The sequence below is a fragment of the Novosphingobium resinovorum genome (assembly GCF_036352595.1).
GTDB classification, from domain to species: Bacteria; Pseudomonadota; Alphaproteobacteria; order Sphingomonadales; family Sphingomonadaceae; genus Novosphingobium; species Novosphingobium resinovorum_B.
Genome location: NZ_JAZFAX010000022.1, coordinates 73,740 through 90,044 on the forward strand (window position 1 = coordinate 73,740; position 16,305 = coordinate 90,044).

General features: G+C 61.5%; 25 protein-coding genes. 3 read left to right on the forward strand and 22 right to left on the reverse strand.

Translation table 11 applies throughout. The features are described 5' to 3' along the window. The 18 genes from rplR to rpsJ form a co-directional block, all read right to left on the reverse strand. The gene (gene rplR, locus V2S85_RS18790; RefSeq protein WP_008828222.1) at window positions 1-339 is read right to left on the reverse strand and encodes a 50S ribosomal protein L18; all 339 of its coding nucleotides are present in this window, start codon (window positions 337-339) and stop codon (window positions 1-3) included. Then, on the reverse strand, window positions 339-872 hold the full coding sequence (gene rplF / locus V2S85_RS18795; protein ID WP_008828223.1) for a 50S ribosomal protein L6: 534 nt from the start codon (window positions 870-872) through the stop codon (window positions 339-341). The genes rplR and rplF overlap by 1 nt, the downstream gene beginning before the upstream one ends. Continuing rightward, complete coding sequence (gene rpsH, locus V2S85_RS18800) at window positions 872-1,267, reverse strand: 30S ribosomal protein S8 (RefSeq protein WP_008828224.1); 396 nt, start codon at window positions 1,265-1,267, stop codon at window positions 872-874. Before rpsH ends, rplF begins: the two co-directional genes overlap by 1 nt. A gap of 12 nt (window positions 1,268-1,279) precedes the next feature. After that, the gene (rpsN, locus tag V2S85_RS18805) at window positions 1,280-1,585 is read right to left on the reverse strand and encodes a 30S ribosomal protein S14 (RefSeq protein WP_008828225.1); all 306 of its coding nucleotides are present in this window, start codon (window positions 1,583-1,585) and stop codon (window positions 1,280-1,282) included. 26 nt (window positions 1,586-1,611) lie between these two features. Next, window positions 1,612-2,193 (reverse strand): 50S ribosomal protein L5, encoded by a 582-nt coding sequence (rplE, locus tag V2S85_RS18810; RefSeq protein ID WP_008828226.1) that lies wholly within the window; start codon window positions 2,191-2,193, stop codon window positions 1,612-1,614. Further along, a complete protein-coding gene (gene rplX / locus V2S85_RS18815; RefSeq protein ID WP_271184624.1) occupies window positions 2,186-2,503 on the reverse strand; it encodes a 50S ribosomal protein L24 in 318 nt (105 codons plus the stop codon). Before rplX ends, rplE begins: the two co-directional genes overlap by 8 nt. Further along, entirely contained in the window at window positions 2,503-2,871 is a 369-nt protein-coding gene (rplN, locus tag V2S85_RS18820) for a 50S ribosomal protein L14 (RefSeq protein WP_008828228.1), read from the reverse strand. The genes rplX and rplN overlap by 1 nt, the downstream gene beginning before the upstream one ends. 195 nt (window positions 2,872-3,066) lie before the next feature. Beyond that, window positions 3,067-3,336 carry a 30S ribosomal protein S17 gene (rpsQ, locus tag V2S85_RS18825; RefSeq protein ID WP_008828229.1) on the reverse strand — a complete coding sequence of 90 codons (270 nt, stop codon included), beginning with the start codon at window positions 3,334-3,336 and terminating at the stop codon, window positions 3,067-3,069. 11 nt (window positions 3,337-3,347) lie between these two features. Further along, window positions 3,348-3,551, reverse strand: coding sequence for a 50S ribosomal protein L29 (gene rpmC / locus V2S85_RS18830; protein ID WP_008828230.1), 204 nt, complete (start codon window positions 3,549-3,551; stop codon window positions 3,348-3,350). After that, entirely contained in the window at window positions 3,551-3,985 is a 435-nt protein-coding gene (gene rplP, locus V2S85_RS18835) for a 50S ribosomal protein L16 (RefSeq protein WP_008828231.1), read from the reverse strand. Before rplP ends, rpmC begins: the two co-directional genes overlap by 1 nt. Before the next feature lie 21 nt (window positions 3,986-4,006). Further along, complete coding sequence (gene rpsC / locus V2S85_RS18840) at window positions 4,007-4,702, reverse strand: 30S ribosomal protein S3 (RefSeq protein WP_008828232.1); 696 nt, start codon at window positions 4,700-4,702, stop codon at window positions 4,007-4,009. Between the two features lie 3 nt (window positions 4,703-4,705). Continuing rightward, complete coding sequence (gene rplV, locus V2S85_RS18845; protein WP_008828233.1) at window positions 4,706-5,083, reverse strand: 50S ribosomal protein L22; 378 nt, start codon at window positions 5,081-5,083, stop codon at window positions 4,706-4,708. Then, window positions 5,080-5,361, reverse strand: a complete 282-nt coding sequence (gene rpsS / locus V2S85_RS18850) for a 30S ribosomal protein S19 (RefSeq protein ID WP_008828234.1) — start codon at window positions 5,359-5,361, stop codon at window positions 5,080-5,082. Before rpsS ends, rplV begins: the two co-directional genes overlap by 4 nt. 6 nt (window positions 5,362-5,367) lie before the next feature. After that, window positions 5,368-6,204 carry a 50S ribosomal protein L2 gene (gene rplB / locus V2S85_RS18855; RefSeq protein WP_008828235.1) on the reverse strand — a complete coding sequence of 279 codons (837 nt, stop codon included), beginning with the start codon at window positions 6,202-6,204 and terminating at the stop codon, window positions 5,368-5,370. Window positions 6,205-6,210: 6 nt separating this feature from the next. Further along, entirely contained in the window at window positions 6,211-6,519 is a 309-nt protein-coding gene (locus V2S85_RS18860) for a 50S ribosomal protein L23 (RefSeq protein ID WP_008828236.1), read from the reverse strand. Beyond that, window positions 6,512-7,138: a 50S ribosomal protein L4 gene (gene rplD / locus V2S85_RS18865; RefSeq protein WP_008828237.1), complete on the reverse strand. Its 627-nt coding sequence runs from the start codon at window positions 7,136-7,138 to the stop codon at window positions 6,512-6,514. The genes V2S85_RS18860 and rplD overlap by 8 nt, the downstream gene beginning before the upstream one ends. A 2-nt stretch (window positions 7,139-7,140) precedes the next feature. Next, window positions 7,141-7,896 (reverse strand): 50S ribosomal protein L3, encoded by a 756-nt coding sequence (gene rplC / locus V2S85_RS18870; protein WP_330704371.1) that lies wholly within the window; start codon window positions 7,894-7,896, stop codon window positions 7,141-7,143. A 333-nt stretch (window positions 7,897-8,229) separates the two neighbouring features. Next, a complete protein-coding gene (gene rpsJ / locus V2S85_RS18875) occupies window positions 8,230-8,541 on the reverse strand; it encodes a 30S ribosomal protein S10 (RefSeq protein WP_007011873.1) in 312 nt (103 codons plus the stop codon). Window positions 8,542-8,754: 213 nt separating this feature from the next. Between rpsJ and V2S85_RS18880 the strand changes: the two genes are divergently transcribed. Then, complete coding sequence (locus V2S85_RS18880; protein WP_330704372.1) at window positions 8,755-9,255, forward strand: hypothetical protein; 501 nt, start codon at window positions 8,755-8,757, stop codon at window positions 9,253-9,255. A gap of 195 nt (window positions 9,256-9,450) precedes the next feature. On the opposite strand, the gene tuf is transcribed toward V2S85_RS18880, so the two are convergent. The 4 genes from tuf to rpsL all read right to left on the reverse strand — a co-directional run bounded on the left by tuf (window position 9,451) and on the right by rpsL (window position 13,869). Continuing rightward, complete coding sequence (gene tuf, locus V2S85_RS18885) at window positions 9,451-10,641, reverse strand: elongation factor Tu (RefSeq protein ID WP_008828240.1); 1,191 nt, start codon at window positions 10,639-10,641, stop codon at window positions 9,451-9,453. A gap of 93 nt (window positions 10,642-10,734) precedes the next feature. Next, entirely contained in the window at window positions 10,735-12,819 is a 2,085-nt protein-coding gene (fusA, locus tag V2S85_RS18890) for an elongation factor G (protein ID WP_330704373.1), read from the reverse strand. 117 nt (window positions 12,820-12,936) lie between these two features. After that, window positions 12,937-13,407: a 30S ribosomal protein S7 gene (gene rpsG, locus V2S85_RS18895; RefSeq protein WP_008828242.1), complete on the reverse strand. Its 471-nt coding sequence runs from the start codon at window positions 13,405-13,407 to the stop codon at window positions 12,937-12,939. A 90-nt stretch (window positions 13,408-13,497) separates the two neighbouring features. Further along, window positions 13,498-13,869: a 30S ribosomal protein S12 gene (gene rpsL / locus V2S85_RS18900; protein ID WP_007011879.1), complete on the reverse strand. Its 372-nt coding sequence runs from the start codon at window positions 13,867-13,869 to the stop codon at window positions 13,498-13,500. A gap of 575 nt (window positions 13,870-14,444) precedes the next feature. Between rpsL and V2S85_RS18905 the strand changes: the two genes are divergently transcribed. Together V2S85_RS18905 and V2S85_RS18910 are read left to right on the forward strand one after the other, a co-directional pair. Then, window positions 14,445-14,951, forward strand: a complete 507-nt coding sequence (locus V2S85_RS18905) for a HipA family kinase (protein ID WP_330704374.1) — start codon at window positions 14,445-14,447, stop codon at window positions 14,949-14,951. A gap of 58 nt (window positions 14,952-15,009) precedes the next feature. Then, complete coding sequence (locus V2S85_RS18910; protein ID WP_330704375.1) at window positions 15,010-15,861, forward strand: DUF3037 domain-containing protein; 852 nt, start codon at window positions 15,010-15,012, stop codon at window positions 15,859-15,861. The last annotated feature ends 444 nt before the right edge of the window (window positions 15,862-16,305 follow it).

Consider the following 16,305-nt stretch of genomic DNA (forward strand, 5'->3'; position numbering starts at 1 on the left):
TCAGAACTCCAGCCCGCCTTCACGGGCGGCTTCGGCAAGCGCCTTGACGCGGCCGTGATACAGGAAGCCACCGCGGTCGAACACGACCGAGGTAACACCCGCCTTCTTGGCGGCCTCGGCGAGTTCCTTGCCAACGCGGGTCGCGGCGTCGAGGTCGGTGCCCTTGGCGCCCAGCGTGTTGGCTGCAGCGACGGTGTGGCCCTGCGCATCGTCGATGATCTGCGCATAGATGTGACGGCCGGTGCGGTGCACCGACAGACGGGGACGACCACCCGAACGGGCCTTGAGCGCGGTGCGAACGCGGCGCGCGCGGCGATCGAAGAGAGACAGCTTTGCCATTACTTCTTCTTCCCTTCCTTGCGGAAGATGTACTCACCGCGGTAGGCGATACCCTTGCCCTTGTAGGGCTCAGGCTTGCGCCAGCGGCGAATTTCGGCCGCAAGCTGGCCGACCTTCTGCTTGTCGATGCCCGAGATTTCGACCGTGGTGTTATCCGGGGTCTTGACCTCGATGCCTTCCGGCACGGCGATGTCGACGTCGTGCGAGTAGCCGAGCTGCAGCTTCAGGGTCTTGCCCTGCGAAGCGGCACGGTAGCCGACGCCCTTGATGTCGAGGATCTTGGTGAAGCCGTTGGTGACGCCTTCGATCAGGTTCGACACGAGGGTGCGCTGAAGGCCCCAGTGGCTGCGCGACTGCTTCGACTGGCCGATGGGCTGCACGGCGATCGCACCGTCGTCCACCGAGTAGGTGACGAGGTCCGACAGACCCAGGGTCAGGGTGCCCTTGGGGCCCTTTACCGAGAGAACACCGTTGTCGATGTTGGCGGTGACGCCGTTGGGAACGGCCACCGGCTTCTTACCGATGCGGCTCATTAGAACACCTCCGCCAGCACTTCGCCGCCGACGTTCTGTGCACGTGCTTCGGCATCCGAGAGCACGCCGCGAGGCGTCGAGACGATGGTGATGCCGAGACCGTTGCGAACGACCGGGAGTTCCTTGGAACCCGAGTAGACGCGGCGGCCGGGCTTGGAGACACGAGCGATGTGCTTGATGGCGGCTTCGCCTTCGAAGTACTTCAGCTCGATGCGCAGCTGCGGGTGGGCGCCGGTGGCGTCGTCGGAGAAGCCACGGATGTAGCCTTCACGCTGGAGAACTTCCAGGACGCGCGCACGCAGCTTCGAGGCCGGCGATAGGACGGAGTCCTTCTTCGCCTGCTGGCCGTTGCGGATGCGGGTGAGCATATCACCCAGGGGATCGGTCAATGCCATTGCTTCTAACCCTTACCAGCTCGACTTGGTCACGCCGGGGATCATGCCCTTGTTGGCAAGATCACGCAGCTCGACGCGGCACAGGCCGAACTTGCGGTAATAACCGCGCGGACGGCCGGTCGTGGCGCAACGGTTGCGAACCCGGGTGGGGTTTGCGTTGCGCGGGATCTCGGCCAGCTTCAGGCGAGCAATGAGACGCTCGGTTTCATCGAGCGACTGATCGTCAGCGACCGCCTTGAGGCGCTCGTACTTGCCTGCATACTTCTTGACGAGCTTCTTGCGACGCTCATTCTTGTTCACGGAACTCAGTTTCGCCATGGACTTAAGCTCTCTTCCTCAGCGGCTCACGCCGCCTCCTGCTGTTCCGACTCTTCAGCCGGGAACGGGAAACCGAACAGACGCAGCAGCTCGCGCGCTTCGTCGTCGGTCTTCGCGGTGGTGGTCACGATGATGTCCATGCCACGAACCTTGTCGATCTTGTCGTAGCTGATCTCCGGGAAGATGATCTGCTCCTTCAGGCCCATGGCGTAGTTGCCACGGCCGTCGAACGACTTGGGGTTCAGGCCACGGAAGTCGCGGATGCGGGGCATCGCGATCGTGACGAGACGATCCAGGAACTCGTACATGCGCTCGCGGCGGAGCGTCACCTTGCAGCCGATCGGCATGCCTTCGCGCAGCTTGAACTGTGCGATCGACTTGCGGGCCTTGGTGATGACGGGCTTCTGACCGGCGATGAGTTCCATCTCGGCAGCGGCAGTCTGGACCTTCTTCTTGTCCTGGCTGGCTTCACCGACGCCCATGTTGAGCGTGATCTTCTCGATCTTCGGGATTTCCATCACGTTCTTGTAACCGAACTTCTCGGTCATCGCCTTCGCGATTTCAGCGTCGAACTTCGTGCGCAGACGCGGAGTGTACTGCTCAGCCATCGATCGTCTCCCCGGACTTCACGGCCACGCGGACCTTGACGCCGTCCTTGATTTCGAAGCGAACGCGGGTCGGCTTGCCGTCCTTGTCCGCAACGGCGATCTTGCTGATCGCCATCGGAGCGGGAACGCGGTCGATGCCGCCCTGCGGGTTCTGCTGGGTCGGCTTGCGGTGCTTGGTAGCGACGTTCACGCCTTCAACCACGACCTTGCCGTCCTTCGGGATAACCTGAAGCACGGTGCCGGTGCGGCCCTTGTCCTTGCCGGACAGGACGACGACGGAGTCACCCTTCTTGATCTTAGCGGCGGCCATTACAGCACCTCCGGCGCGAGCGAGATGATCTTCATGAAGCCGCGGCCGCGCAGTTCGCGCACCACGGGGCCGAAGATACGGGTGCCGATCGGCTCCTCGTTCTTGTTGATCAGCACGGCAGCATTGCTGTCGAAGCGGATCACGCTGCCGTCCGTGCGGCGCACGTCCTTGCGGGTGCGCACGATCACAGCACGGTGAACGTCGCCCTTCTTGACGCGAGCGCGGGGCTGCGCCTCCTTGATCGACACCACGATGATGTCGCCGACGCCGGCGAAACGACGCTTGGAGCCACCCAGTACCTTGATGCACTGGACGCGCTTCGCGCCGCTGTTGTCCGCCACGTCGAGATTGGATTGCATCTGGATCATCGATCCGAGTCCTTCTCATCTGGCTTGCCGGAACCAGTCCGGCAGTTCCTAAAAAGACAGGCCCCCGAAGAGGCCCGAGTCGCCCTGCGCGGGCGAAGGCGGCCCTTTGCCGCATTCACCCGCGAAGGTCAACACTTGTGTCAGGTAAGGCCAAAGCCGGGACTTTGCAGCCCCGGCTTCGATCTCAGCGGAGGATCAAACCTCGGCTTCGAGTGCCGTACCCTTGCTCGCCTGAAGACGGTCAAGAACCTTCCAGGTCTTGGTCTTCGAGTAAGGCGCCGTCTCCTCGATCCGGACTTTCTCGCCGGTCTTGAAGGCGTTGTCCTCGTCGTGGGCGTGGTACTTCTTCGAGCGGCGGATGATCTTCCCGTAGAGGGGGTGCTTCACCTTGCGCTCGACGAGCACGGTCACGGTCTTGTCCGTCTTGTCGGAGACGATAGTCCCGCTAAGAATACGCTTGGGCATCGTGTTTCTCCTTACGCCTTCGCCGCGGCGGAACGCTCAGCCTGGAGCGTCTTGATGCGGGCGATGTCGCGACGGACTTCCTTGATGCGTGCCGGGGCTTCGAGCTGGCTCGTAGCAGCCTGGAAACGCAGGTTGAACTGCTCGCGCTTGAGATCGACGAGGTCAGCGGTCAGCTGGTCGTCGGTCTTGGCGCGAAGATCTTCGGTCTTGGCCATTATTCGCCTCCCAGGTGCGAGGTGTCACCGAGGCGGGCGACGACCTTGGTCTTGATCGGCAGCTTCATCGCGGCGCGGCTGAAAGCCTCTGCGGCGAGCTGGCCGGCAACACCGTCCACTTCGAACAGGATACGGCCGGGCTTGACGCGGGCCGCCCAGTATTCGACCGAACCCTTGCCCTTACCCTGACGGACTTCGGCAGGCTTCTTCGAAACCGGCACGTCCGGGAAGACGCGGATCCAGAGACGACCCTGGCGCTTGAGGTGACGCGTGATCGCGCGACGGGCCGCTTCGATCTGGCGGGCGGTGATCCGCTCGGGCTCCATGGCCTTGAGGCCGTAGGAACCGAAGTTCAGGTCGGTGCCACCCTTGGCGTCGCCCTTGATCCGGCCCTTGAAGGCCTTGCGGAACTTGGTCTTTTTCGGTTGCAGCATGGTGCTAACTCTATCCTAGACTCAGCGGGCCGGACGGACGCCGGAGGTCTGAGCCTCCATCATCAGTCGATCCTGCGCCATCGGGTCGTGACCAAGGATCTCGCCCTTGAAGACCCACACCTTGATGCCGATGATACCGTAGGCGGTCAGCGCCTCGGCAGCGGCATAGTCGATGTTCGCACGCAGCGTGTGAAGCGGAACGCGACCTTCGCGGTACTGCTCCAGACGGGCGATTTCAGCGCCGCCGAGACGGCCACCGCACATGATCTTGATGCCTTCGGCACCCAGACGCATGGCGGACTGCATCGCGCGCTTCATCGCACGGCGGAACGCCACGCGGCGGATCAGCTGGTCGGCGATACCCTGGGCGATCAGCTTGGCGTCGACTTCCGGCTTGCGGATTTCGACGATGTTCAGCTTCACTTCGCTCGAGGTCATCGCGGCCAGCTGCTTGCGCAGCTTCTCGATGTCCGCGCCCTTCTTGCCGATGATGACACCGGGACGGGCAGCGAAGATCGAGATGCGGCACAGCTTGGCCGGACGCTCGATCACCACCTTCGAGATCGCAGCCTGCGGCAGGGTCTCGATGATGAACTTGCGGATCTTGAGGTCTTCCTCAAGCAGCTTGCCGTAGTCCCGGCCTTCGGCGAACCAACGGCTGTCCCAGGTACGGTTGATCTGCAGGCGCAGACCGATCGGATTGCTCTTATGACCCATGGATCAGGCCTCCTCGACTTCGCGAACGACGATCCGCAGGCGCGAAAACGGCTTCAGGATGCGCGTGGACTTGCCGCGACCACGAGCGTGGAAACGCTTCATGGTCACCGACTTGCCGACCGACGCCTCGGCGACGACGAGAGCGTCGACGTCGAGGTTGTGGTTGTTTTCCGCGTTGGCGATCGCCGAGGCGAGAACCTTGCGGGCGTCGACAGCCATGGCCTTCTTGGAGAAGGCCAGGACGTTCATCGCGTCTTCCGCGCGCATGCCGCGGATCAGGGCGGCGACAAGGTTGAGCTTCTGGGCCGAACCACGAATGTTCGTGTTGACCGCAAGAGCTTCCTTGTCACCTACGCGGCGGGGTGCTGCTTGCTTGCTCACTTGCGCTTGCCCTTCTTGTCGGCGGCGTGGCCGGGGAACGAGCGGGTGGGAGCGAACTCACCCAGCTTGTGACCGACCATGTCCTCGTTGACCGCAACGGGAATGAACTTGTGCCCGTTGTACACCTGGAAGGTGAGACCAACGAACTGCGGGAGAATGGTGGAGCGACGCGACCAGGTCTTGATCGGACCAGCGCGGCTGCCGGCATCCTGCGCGACTTCGGCCTTCTTGAGAAGGTAGAGGTCGACGAAGGGGCCTTTCCAGACGGAACGTGCCATCGTGACTTACCTCTTCTTCTTGGCGTGACGCGAACGGATGATGAGCTTGTCCGTCTGCTTGTTGTTGCGGGTGCGGGCACCCTTGGTCGGCTTGCCCCAGGGCGTAACCGGGTGACGACCACCCGAGGTACGGCCTTCACCACCACCGTGCGGGTGGTCGACCGGGTTCTTGGCGACGCCGCGGGTAAGCGGACGACGGCCCAGCCAGCGACCGCGACCGGCCTTGGCGAGGGTCTGGTTCGAGTTGTCGGGGTTCGAGACCGCGCCAACCGTGCCCATGCAATCGCCGCGCAGGTAGCGCTGCTCGCCCGAGTTCAGGCGGACGATGACCATGCCGCGGTCACGACCGACGACCTGGACATAGGTCCCTGCCGAACGTGCGATCTGGCCGCCCTTCTCGGGCTTCATCTCGACGTTGTGGCAGATCGTGCCGACCGGCATCTGCGACAGAAGCATGGCGTTGCCCGGCTTCACGTCGGTCTTCTCGCCAGCGACGATGACGTCACCGACTGCCAGACGCTGCGGCGCGATGATGTAGGTCAGTTCGCCGTCCGTGTACTTCACCAGCGCGATGAACGCGGTGCGGTTGGGATCGTATTCGATCCGCTCCACGGTGGCTTCCATGTCCCACTTGCGACGCTTGAAGTCGATGAAGCGGTACTTCTGCTTGTGACCGCCAGCGATGCCGCGCGAGGTCACGTGACCCTTGTTGTTGCGGCCGCCGGTCTTGCTCTTGCCTTCGGTCAGCGCCTTGAGGGGCTTGCCCTTCCAGAGCGACGACTTGTCGACGAGGACCAGGCCGCGGCGTGCGGGGCTGGTCGGGTTGTAATGCTTAAGTGCCATCGGAAATTAACCCCGCGCGCCTTCGGTGATGTCAATCGACTGGCCTTCGGCCAGCGTGACGATCGCCTTCTTCACGTCGCTGCGACGGTAAGCCTTACCGCGCCAGCGCTTGGTCTTGCCCTTGACGACGAGCGTGTTCACGCCGGTCACCTTGACATCGAAGATTGCCTCGACGGCAGCCTTGATCTCGGGCTTGGTCGCCTTGTCGGCCACCTTGAAGACGACTGCGTTCTGCTCGGAAAGCAGGGTCGACTTCTCGGTGATGTGCGGGGCGACGATCACGTCATAGTGACGAATGTCGACGGACTTAGCCATTGAAACGCGCCTCCAGCTTCTCGACAGCGGCGCGCGTCAGCACCAGCGTATCATGCTTCAGGATGTCGTAGACGTTCGCGCCGACAGCCGGGAGAACGTTCACGCCGACGATGTTGCGGGCCGCCAGGGCGAAGCCCTCGTTGACCTGATCGCCGTCCATGACGAGAACCTTCTTGCCGAAGTTCGCCTTGGCGAGCTGACCGGCCAGAGCCTTGGTCTTGGCGTCGGCGACGTCGAGCGAGTCGACGATCACGAGGCCGTTCTGAGCCTTGGCCGAGAGGGCCATCTTCAGACCGAGCGCACGGATCTTCTTGTTGAGCGAGATGTTGAACTCGCGGCGACGGGCACCGTGAGCCTTACCACCGCCGATGAACACCGGAGCAGCGCGGTCGCCGTGACGAGCGGTACCACCACCCTTCTGGTTGCCGAACTTCTTGCCGGTGCGCGCGACTTCCGAACGCTCGCGGGTCGCGCGGGCGATGCCGCGACGGTTCTCGAGCTGCCAGGTGACGACGCGGTGCAGGATGTCCGCGCGCGGCTCGAGGCCGAACACGTCGTCCGAAAGCTCGATGTCGCCGTTGGCGGTCGAACCGTCGATGTTGAGGACCTGAACCTTCATGATTAGCCCTCCTGGCCTTCGGTCGCTTCGGGCGCCGCGGTTTCAGCAGGCGTGTCGGCAGCGGCCGTGTCGTTGGTGTTGCCAACCGACTTGATGCCGGCGGGGTACGGAGCCTCGCCGTGACGGTCGACCTTGACGGCGTCCGCAACGGTCAGCCACGAGTTCTTCGCGCCCGGGACCGAGCCCTTGACGAAGATCAGGCCGCGCTCATCGTCCACGCGGACGATTTCGAGGTTCTGCTGGGTGCGCTGACGGTCACCCATGTGGCCGGCCATCTTCTTGTTCTTGAACACCTTGCCCGGATCCTGACGGTTACCCGTCGAACCGTGCGCACGGTGCGAGATCGACACACCGTGGGTGGCGCGCATACCGCCGAAGCCCCAGCGCTTCATAGCGCCCTGGAAGCCCTTACCCTGGGTGTGGCCGCCCACGTCAACGAGCTGGCCCGGGACGAAGTGCGAAGCCGCAATCGTCGCGCCAACCTCGAGGAGGGCGTCGTCGGCGACGCGGAATTCCGCGACGCGCATCTTGAGGGGAACCTGAGCCTTGGCGAAGTGTTCGCGCTGCGGCTTGGCAACGTTCTTCTGCTTCGCTTCGCCGGCACCGAGCTGAACGGCGACGTAGCCGTCACGTTCTTCGGTACGGACTGAGACGACCTGGCAATCCTCCAGCGCCAGGACGGTGACGGGCACGTGGCGACCGTCCTCCTGGAACAGGCGGGTCATCCCGACTTTCTTTGCGATCACGCCGGTACGCATGACCTTACTCCTTACAGAGGCGTACGCAGGACCATCCCCCGCACGCATGTCCAACCCTGTGTGTGATACGAACCCCGTCCGGGTCAGGTGCTCCCTGCAAGTCCCGAGGGACCGGTGGAAGCGAGACGGGGGACGCATTCCCGAACGAAACCCGAAGGCGTCGCCGGAGGTATCCCTTGTGTCCCTTTGGGCTTTTCCCTCAGGGCGCTGTCTCTGCGGGTTTCTCCCCGCAAAGCCGGCTAGCGAAGCCGACAAGATAGTCCTCGATCTAGTTAGGGTCCGATCGGAAAGGACCATCGGGGCGACCTTTTCAGATCACCCCGTTAAACCGGCTCAGGCCAGCTTGATCTCGACGTTCACGCCGGCCGCGAGGTCCAGCTTCATCAGAGCATCGACGGTAGCGGCGTTCGGCTGCACGATATCAAGCAGGCGCTTGTAGGTGCGGACTTCGAACTGCTCACGCGACTTCTTGTCGATGTGCGGACCACGGTTGACCGTGAACTTCTCGATCTTGGTCGGCAGCGGAATGGGGCCACGAATCAGAGCGCCGGTGCGGCGGGCCGTGTCAGCGATTTCGCCAGTAGCCTGGTCGAGCACGCGATGGTCAAACGCCTTCAGGCGGATACGGATGTTCTGAGCTTCCATTACCTACTACCGATGAGAAAGAGCCATAGGACTTGAAGTCCCGTCAAATTCGAACCGCGCCCCTACACGCCAAGGGCGAGTCGGGCAAGCCCTGATTTTACGCGGATCGGCAGGTTTTCGGCGGTGCGCGGCGCAGTTCGTCGCATCGCCCCTTCCCTGCGCACGATCCACACCTTAGGTTGGCATCGCGACGCCTAACAGAAGCCGCTGCCAATGCCCTCCACTACCACGACAATTTCCAGCGTGCTTGCCGCGCTTACGCTCGCTTGCCTTGGTTCCGCGCCCGCTGCCGCCGCAGGCTCTGCCTACGGCCCCACCGGAAGCGAAATTCCCATCGATCTCGACGACACCGACGTTCTCACGGCCCACGTCGGCATACCCGATCCAAGGGGCGGCCCGATAGACGATGCCTGCCGCGACGCAGCCCGCGCCAGCAATGGCGGCAACGACGGCACGATCGTCGTCTGCTCCCACGGCGGCGACGGCTCCAGCGAGCGGGTTCCCGCATCGAAATCCGTCGACGAGAGCACGCGCACAGGGGCGCTGCATCCGCCGGACCTGTGGAACCTCCCGGGCTGCCTTGGCCCGTGCATCACCATACCGTTCGGCAAAGTGCCGGAGCCCGTCTATTACATCGACCTGAAGTCCATTCCCGAAGCGCCCAAGGGGTCGGATGCGTGGAAGATCGCACAGGGCGAACTGCGGCAGCCCTGAGCCGCACCGTCGGAGCGCCCTCCCCTTTCGTCATTGCGAGCGTAGCGAAGCATTCCAGGGCAGTGCTGCACCGCCCTGGAATGCTTCGCTACGCTCGCAATGACGAGACGAAGCATCCCATAAACGCGAAAAGCCCGGCGTCTCTTTCGAGACGCCGGGCCAATCACTTTCAGCCGTTGTTGGCCGATCGACGAATTACTTCGTGATCGAGGCAACGACGCCCGAGCCGACGGTGCGGCCGCCTTCGCGGATTGCGAAGCGCAGACCTTCGTCCATGGCGATCGGAGCGATCAGCTTGACCGACAGCGAGACGTTGTCGCCCGGCATGACCATCTCGGTGCCCTCGGGGAGGATCACTTCGCCGGTCACGTCGGTGGTGCGGAAGTAGAACTGCGGACGGTAGTTCGCGAAGAACGGGGTGTGACGGCCGCCTTCGTCCTTCGACAGAACGTAGACTTCTGCCGAGAACTCGGTGTGCGGGGTCACGGTGCCCGGCTTGGCCAGAACCTGGCCGCGCTCGACGTCTTCACGCTTCAGACCGCGAACCAGTGCACCGATGTTGTCGCCGGCTTCACCCTGGTCGAGCAGCTTGCGGAACATTTCGACGCCGGTGACGGTGGTCTTCTGGGTGTTGCGGATGCCGACGACTTCGACTTCCTCACCAACCTTGACGATGCCGGTCTCGACGCGGCCGGTCACAACCGTACCACGGCCCGAGATCGAGAACACGTCTTCGACGGGCATCAGGAAGGGCTTGTCGGTCGGGCGGGGCGGCTGCGGGATGAAGTCGTCGACGGCCTTCATCAGTTCAAGGATCGATTCCTTGCCGATGTTGTCGTCGCGGCCTTCGAGAGCGGCCAGAGCCGAACCCTTGACGACGGGGATGTTGTCGCCGTCGAAGTCGTACGACGAGAGCAGTTCGCGAACTTCGAGTTCGACCAGCTCAAGCAGTTCTTCGTCGTCGACCTGGTCGACCTTGTTCATGTACACGACCAGCTGCGGCACGCCGACCTGGCGGGCGAGCAGGATGTGCTCGCGGGTCTGCGGCATCGGGCCGTCAGCAGCGTTCACGACGAGGATCGCGCCGTCCATCTGGGCAGCACCGGTGATCATGTTCTTGACGTAGTCAGCGTGACCCGGGCAGTCGACGTGCGCGTAGTGGCGGGCGTCGGTCTCGTACTCGACGTGGGCGGTCGAGATGGTGATGCCGCGCTCGCGCTCTTCGGGAGCCTTGTCAATGTTCGCGAAGTCAACGGCGGTGCCGCCAAACGCTTCAGCCATCACCTTGGTGATCGCGGCGGTCAGTGTGGTCTTACCGTGGTCGACGTGACCGATGGTGCCGATGTTGCAGTGCGGCTTGTTCCGCTCAAATTTAGCCTTGGCCATCTTTCAAACCTTCTTTCGTCTTGATGTCGAATCTGCGGGGTATCGGAGCGGAGCCCGCGGACGCAGGCGCCGCCCCTAGAACCATTCCTGCCCTCAGGCAAGCTTCTCCTTGACTTCGGCCGCGACGTTCGCCGGGACTTCGTCATAGTGGGAGAAGATCATCGAGTAGTTCGCGCGGCCCTGGGTGAAGGAGCGCAGCGAGTTCACGTAGCCGAACATGTTCGCGAGCGGCGTGTTCGCCTCCACGACCTGTGCGTTACCACGGCTGTCGGTGCCCTGGATCTGGCCACGACGCGAGTTGAGGTCGCCGATGACGTCGCCCATGAACTCTTCCGGGGTCACGACCTCGACTTTCATGATCGGCTCGAGCAGCTTAATGCCGGCCTTCTGGGCGACTTCACGCATGGCACCGCGGCCGGCGATTTCGAACGCCAGGGCGCTCGAGTCGACGTCGTGGTACGAACCGTCGTAGAGGACGATTTCGAAGTCGATGATCGGGAAGCCGACCAGCGAGCCCGAGGCAGCGGTTTCGCGCATGCCCTTTTCGATCGCGGGGATATATTCCTTCGGAATGTTACCGCCCTTGATCTCGTCCTTGAAGGTGATGCCCGCACCGCGCTCACCCGGCGTGACCTTGACCTTCACGCGGCCGAACTGACCCGTACCACCCGACTGCTTCTTGTGGGTATAGTCCACGTCCACAGCCTTGCCGAGGTATTCGCGGTAAGCCACCTGCGGCGCACCGACGTTGGCTTCGACCTTGAACTCGCGGCGCATGCGGTCGACGATGATGTCGAGGTGAAGTTCACCCATGCCCTTGATGATGGTCTGGCCCGACTCGTGGTCGGTCGAGACGCGGAACGAGGGATCCTCGGCCGAGAGACGGTTGAGCGCGATGCCCATCTTCTCCTGGTCGGCCTTGGTCTTGGGTTCCACCGACAGTTCGATGACCGGCTCGGGGAATTCCATGCGTTCGAGAACGATCGGCGCGCGTTCGGCGCAGAGCGTGTCGCCCGTGGTGGTTTCCTTCATGCCGGCAAGAGCAACGATGTCGCCCGCGAAGGCCTCGTCGATGTCCTTACGCTCGTTGGCGTGCATCTCGAGGATGCGGCCGACCTTTTCCTTCTTCTGCTTCACCGAGTTCAGGTACGTGCCCTTCGAGAGCGTACCCGAATAGATGCGAGCGAAGGTGAGCGAGCCCACGAACGGGTCGTTCATGACCTTGAACGCGAGAGCCGAGAACGGCGCGTCGTCGGCCGGCGGGCGGCTGTCAGGCTCGTCGCTGTCGACCTTGACGCCCTGGACGTCTTCGATGTCGAGCGGCGAAGGCAGGTAATCGACGACGGCGTCGAGCAGGGGCTGAACGCCCTTGTTCTTGAACGCCGAACCGCAGACGACCGGCACGAACGCATGGCCCAGCGTACCCTTGCGGATCAGCTTCTTGAGCGTCGCGACGTCGGGCTCGTTGCCTTCGAGGTACGCTTCCATCGCCTCGTCGTCCTGCTCGACGGCGAGTTCGATGAGCTTCATGCGGTACTCGGCGGCTTCGTCAGCCAGCTCTGCCGGAATCTCTTCGTAGAAGAATTCGGCACCAAGCGACTCGTCCTTCCAGACGATCGCGCGGTTGTGCACCAAGTCAACGAGACCCTTGAGGTCGGCTTCGAGGCCGATCGGAATGTAGAGCACAGCCGGCGTCGCGCCGAGGCGGTCGATGATCGACTGCACGCAGTACTTGAAGTTCGCGCCGGTGCGGTCGAGCTTATTGATGAAGCACATGCGGGGGACGCCGTATTTGTCGGCCTGGCGCCATACGGTTTCCGACTGCGGCTCCACGCCGGCAACGCCGTCGAAGCATGCCACCGCACCGTCGAGCACGCGCAAGCTACGTTCGACTTCGATGGTGAAGTCGACGTGGCCCGGGGTGTCGATGATGTTGATGCGGTATTCCTGGCCCTCTGCGGTCCAGAAGCAGGTGGTGGCAGCCGAGGTGATCGTGATGCCGCGTTCCTGCTCCTGCTCCATCCAGTCCATGGTCGCAGCGCCGTCGTGGACTTCGCCGATCTTGTAGGACTTGCCGGTGTAGTAGAGGATGCGCTCGGTCGTCGTGGTCTTGCCAGCGTCGATGTGCGCCATGATACCGATGTTACGGTACATATTCAGCGAATGGCTGCGTGCCATGGGAGAATCCTTAGCGAGGGTTTCGGGAGCGAGAGCGGCCTTCAGATAGACCCTCGCCCCCTGAAATAAAAGTGTGACGCCCGAATGACCAACTCATCCGGGCGCACACTCAGCACATTACCAGCGGTAGTGCGAGAAGGCGCGGTTCGCGTCCGCCATGCGGTGCGTGTCTTCGCGCTTCTTGACCGCGTTGCCGCGGTTGTTCGAGGCGTCCAGCAGCTCGCCCGAGAGGCGTGCCGACATGGTGGTCTCGGGACGGTTGCGCGCGGCGGTGATCAGCCAGCGGATGGCGAGAGCCTGCGCACGCTCGGGACGAACCTCGACGGGGACCTGGTAGGTCGCACCGCCGACGCGGCGCGAACGCACTTCGATCTGCGGCGCGACGTTGTTGAGGGCGTCGTGGAACAGCTGGATCGGGTCCGACTTGGCGCGGGTTTCCATGGTTTCCATGGCACCGTAGACGATCGCTTCGGCGACCGACTTCTTGCCGTCGTACATGAGGTTGTTCATGAACTTGGACAGGATGAGATCCCCGAACTTGGGATCAGGCAGGATTTCCCGCTTCTCGGGACGACGACGACGTGACATCGTTGATATTCCTTGTTCTTTCGGGCGGGAGCGTGAGCATCACCGGCCGGTAAATTCGATACCGTGCAACCCTTTCAGGCTGCGACCAGCTTACTTCGGACGCTTGGCGCCGTACTTCGAGCGGCTCTGCTTGCGATCCTTGACGCCCTGGGTGTCGAGCACGCCGCGCAGGATGTGGTAGCGAACGCCGGGAAGATCGCGGACGCGGCCGCCGCGGATGAGCACGACCGAGTGCTCCTGCAGGTTGTGGCCTTCACCCGGGATGTACGAGATGACTTCGCGGCTGTTGGTCAGACGCACCTTGGCGACCTTGCGAAGTGCCGAGTTCGGCTTCTTCGGGGTGGTCGTGTAGACGCGGGTGCAGACGCCGCGCTTCTGCGGGTTCTGCTCCATCGCAGGAACCTTGGACTTGGCCTTCTGCGGTTCGCGGCCCTTGCGGACCAGCTGGTTGATAGTGGGCATCTATACTCTTCTTTCAAATGGGAGTGCGATGGATCGACACCGAAACCATCGGTATCGACCCGTCGCACCCCGGTGGTCACCGGGCCGGGAGGGCCACAACTGCGATGACGGGAGAAGAGTAGACGATCACGCGATGCAGGAAGGAAACCGCGAGGCCGTCATCCCAGCGCCAAGAAAACTTGGAGGACTGGGACCGCCATCGGTTTGCCCTGCTCCCTCGTTCAAACGAGGAAGGCCGCACCCGTGAGCCGAAAAACACTCCACCCGGCCGCCGATGAGCGCTGCCGGATTACTTTGCCGCCCGCCCGAGGGATGCGCCCTCACCCGATTCGGATGAAGGAAGCGATCCGTGTCTCCCCGCTTGGCCGAGGCCCGAAAGCCACGAAAAAACTGCGAGAAACGCGCCGGAACGGCAATGTTCAGCTCTGTATATCCACCGCGAGCATGCCCGCGAGGGATGCGCGCCTTTAGGGGATCGGGGGGATGGGGTCAAGGGAGCCTTAAACTGCTACACCTTTGACCTTGCCCGCACCAAACACTACGAAGGCAGCGTTCTTATCAGCGGGACGGACCAATTGCACTTTCAAGAGATCGTCGAGATTGTCCGCCCCACAGATAGCGGCGTCACCCAACCTTACCAATGCCGCCTCGCTGACGACAATCTGTATGCAGTAAAAGGGAGGGGAGCCACTGCCCGCGGCTTAATGGCGGAGATCGCTTGCGCCACTTTGGGACGCGCAATCGGGCTCCCCATACCCGATTTCTGCATAGGTGTTATGGATGAGAAATTGCTGGAAGCCAGCGGAGACTCATATGTTTCAAGCTCCCTTGGCGCCGGAGAATGCTTCGCTTCATTATGGATCGAGCCCACGGATGTGTTTAGCCTTTCCATGAAAAGGCATGTCGACATTAAAGAATTAGCGAAGCTGTTTGTTTTTGATCACTGGATCAATAATGGCGATAGAACATTAACCCCGATGGGCGGAAACGTGAGGACCGGATGGTGGCTGCATATCGCTCCCTACCAGCCATGCTATCCGATATGCCTGAAACTTGGCTGGAAAACGCGCCAGCTGCATTAGATCAATTTTATGCGTGCCTCGAACGGGCATCGTCTAACGATTTTTGGAATGAACTCGGATGACCGAGATTTACCGTTATGCCATCATCCGCTTTCGACCATTCGCCGAGACTGGTGAATTCGCGAATATAGGCATTCTAGCCACAAACCTGGTAAGCGGAGTTACTAGCTATAGGCTAGCTCCGAAGCGCTTCTCTCGGATAAAGCATTTTTTCGACTCTGCAGGCTACACTGCCTACAGGGCAGCAGTAACTTATCTAAGAAGCGAGTTGGAACGGATAAATCGCGAACTCCCTCTAATGAATATTAGCGTGAGGCATGATATTTTTTCGGAAATTTCTCGCAACAGAGAATCTAGCATAACATTTAGCGACGTTAGAGTCATTAAGAACTCTAGTCATATTGAAATTCTATTAGACTATTTGTATGATCGATACATAGGTCGAAATTTTGCAGGAAATGAAACCGCAGAATCTATTCTAACAAAAACGCTGAGGACTGATCTTCATCGACACGGTATATGGCACCTTAAGAGCCTTAGAATTGAAGATGACGTTGTGCCAGTAACTTTCCCCCTGGGACATCGAGACGATTCAATTCACGCAATTAAGCCGTTAGCTTTCTCTCAAAAATCGCCCCTCAGCATATTTGATTACGGATCTTCGTGGAAAAACAGGCTCGAATATCTGTTATCTAAAAACAAAATAAGACCACATAATATTTTGCTCGCAATTCAACCGCCTGCGACTCAAGATTCGTCGCATTTGGAGGCATTTCATCTAGCAGAAGATGAGTTGCGACATTTACCATTGGAAATTGTACGGACGCCGCTGGGCGCCCCTATGAACCCGGGGATTATAGATTTTGCCCGGCGCGTGCCTAACAGCGATAGAACAAAATTCTTCCACTAAGGTTTTAATAACCGAGATCTAGAGTTGGAGTTTTCAAAAACCATTTTCCTACACACCCCGGCCCGCGATACATAGGTCAGCCATGAGGGGCATCCACTCCAACACCCCATGGAGTTCCACGCCTTATGACGGACCGATCCTCCACGCCCCCGGCACATCCCGAGCGCCGGCGCGGCGACAAATCCTTTGCGTCTGCGCGCAGGCGCGTGAAATCTTCTGACGATACCGCGCCCGGCGATGAGGCCGGGCGATCTCGCGCCCCCTCCAAAACCATCGGCCCCTCCACCACCGACTGCGTCGGCGGTCCCCCTCCCCGAGACAAGCTGGAGACCCGCAAAAACCGGTAGCGTTTGGACGGCTATAATGATTCATTGAGGGCGCGCGATCACGGAGGCCAGCTATGGATCCCAAGTCCCTGTTCAGTTTGAGCGATCACCTTGAGGC

What these genes read in the sequence shown, in the direction of transcription:
- rplR (WP_008828222.1), bottom strand. Translation starts at nt 339, where the DNA reads ATGGCAAAGCTGTCTCTCTTCGATCGCCGCGCGCGCCGCGTTCGCACC.
- rplF (WP_008828223.1), bottom strand. Translation starts at nt 872, where the DNA reads ATGAGCCGCATCGGTAAGAAGCCGGTGGCCGTTCCCAACGGCGTCACC.
- rpsH (WP_008828224.1), bottom strand. Translation starts at nt 1,267, where the DNA reads ATGGCATTGACCGATCCCCTGGGTGATATGCTCACCCGCATCCGCAAC.
- rpsN (WP_008828225.1), bottom strand. Translation starts at nt 1,585, where the DNA reads ATGGCGAAACTGAGTTCCGTGAACAAGAATGAGCGTCGCAAGAAGCTC.
- rplE (WP_008828226.1), bottom strand. Translation starts at nt 2,193, where the DNA reads ATGGCTGAGCAGTACACTCCGCGTCTGCGCACGAAGTTCGACGCTGAA.
- rplX (WP_271184624.1), bottom strand. Translation starts at nt 2,503, where the DNA reads ATGGCCGCCGCTAAGATCAAGAAGGGTGACTCCGTCGTCGTCCTGTCC.
- rplN (WP_008828228.1), bottom strand. Translation starts at nt 2,871, where the DNA reads ATGATCCAGATGCAATCCAATCTCGACGTGGCGGACAACAGCGGCGCG.
- rpsQ (WP_008828229.1), bottom strand. Translation starts at nt 3,336, where the DNA reads ATGCCCAAGCGTATTCTTAGCGGGACTATCGTCTCCGACAAGACGGAC.
- rpmC (WP_008828230.1), bottom strand. Translation starts at nt 3,551, where the DNA reads ATGGCCAAGACCGAAGATCTTCGCGCCAAGACCGACGACCAGCTGACC.
- rplP (WP_008828231.1), bottom strand. Translation starts at nt 3,985, where the DNA reads ATGCTGCAACCGAAAAAGACCAAGTTCCGCAAGGCCTTCAAGGGCCGG.
- rpsC (WP_008828232.1), bottom strand. Translation starts at nt 4,702, where the DNA reads ATGGGTCATAAGAGCAATCCGATCGGTCTGCGCCTGCAGATCAACCGT.
- rpsS (WP_008828234.1), bottom strand. Translation starts at nt 5,361, where the DNA reads ATGGCACGTTCCGTCTGGAAAGGCCCCTTCGTCGACCTCTACCTTCTC.
- rplB (WP_008828235.1), bottom strand. Translation starts at nt 6,204, where the DNA reads ATGGCACTTAAGCATTACAACCCGACCAGCCCCGCACGCCGCGGCCTG.
- V2S85_RS18860 (WP_008828236.1), bottom strand. Translation starts at nt 6,519, where the DNA reads ATGGCTAAGTCCGTCGACATTCGTCACTATGACGTGATCGTCGCCCCG.
- rplD (WP_008828237.1), bottom strand. Translation starts at nt 7,138, where the DNA reads ATGAAGGTTCAGGTCCTCAACATCGACGGTTCGACCGCCAACGGCGAC.
- rplC (WP_330704371.1), bottom strand. Translation starts at nt 7,896, where the DNA reads ATGCGTACCGGCGTGATCGCAAAGAAAGTCGGGATGACCCGCCTGTTC.
- rpsJ (WP_007011873.1), bottom strand. Translation starts at nt 8,541, where the DNA reads ATGGAAGCTCAGAACATCCGTATCCGCCTGAAGGCGTTTGACCATCGC.
- V2S85_RS18880 (WP_330704372.1), top strand. Translation starts at nt 8,755, where the DNA reads ATGCCCTCCACTACCACGACAATTTCCAGCGTGCTTGCCGCGCTTACG.
- tuf (WP_008828240.1), bottom strand. Translation starts at nt 10,641, where the DNA reads ATGGCCAAGGCTAAATTTGAGCGGAACAAGCCGCACTGCAACATCGGC.
- fusA (WP_330704373.1), bottom strand. Translation starts at nt 12,819, where the DNA reads ATGGCACGCAGCCATTCGCTGAATATGTACCGTAACATCGGTATCATG.
- rpsG (WP_008828242.1), bottom strand. Translation starts at nt 13,407, where the DNA reads ATGTCACGTCGTCGTCGTCCCGAGAAGCGGGAAATCCTGCCTGATCCC.
- rpsL (WP_007011879.1), bottom strand. Translation starts at nt 13,869, where the DNA reads ATGCCCACTATCAACCAGCTGGTCCGCAAGGGCCGCGAACCGCAGAAG.
- V2S85_RS18910 (WP_330704375.1), top strand. Translation starts at nt 15,010, where the DNA reads ATGACCGAGATTTACCGTTATGCCATCATCCGCTTTCGACCATTCGCC.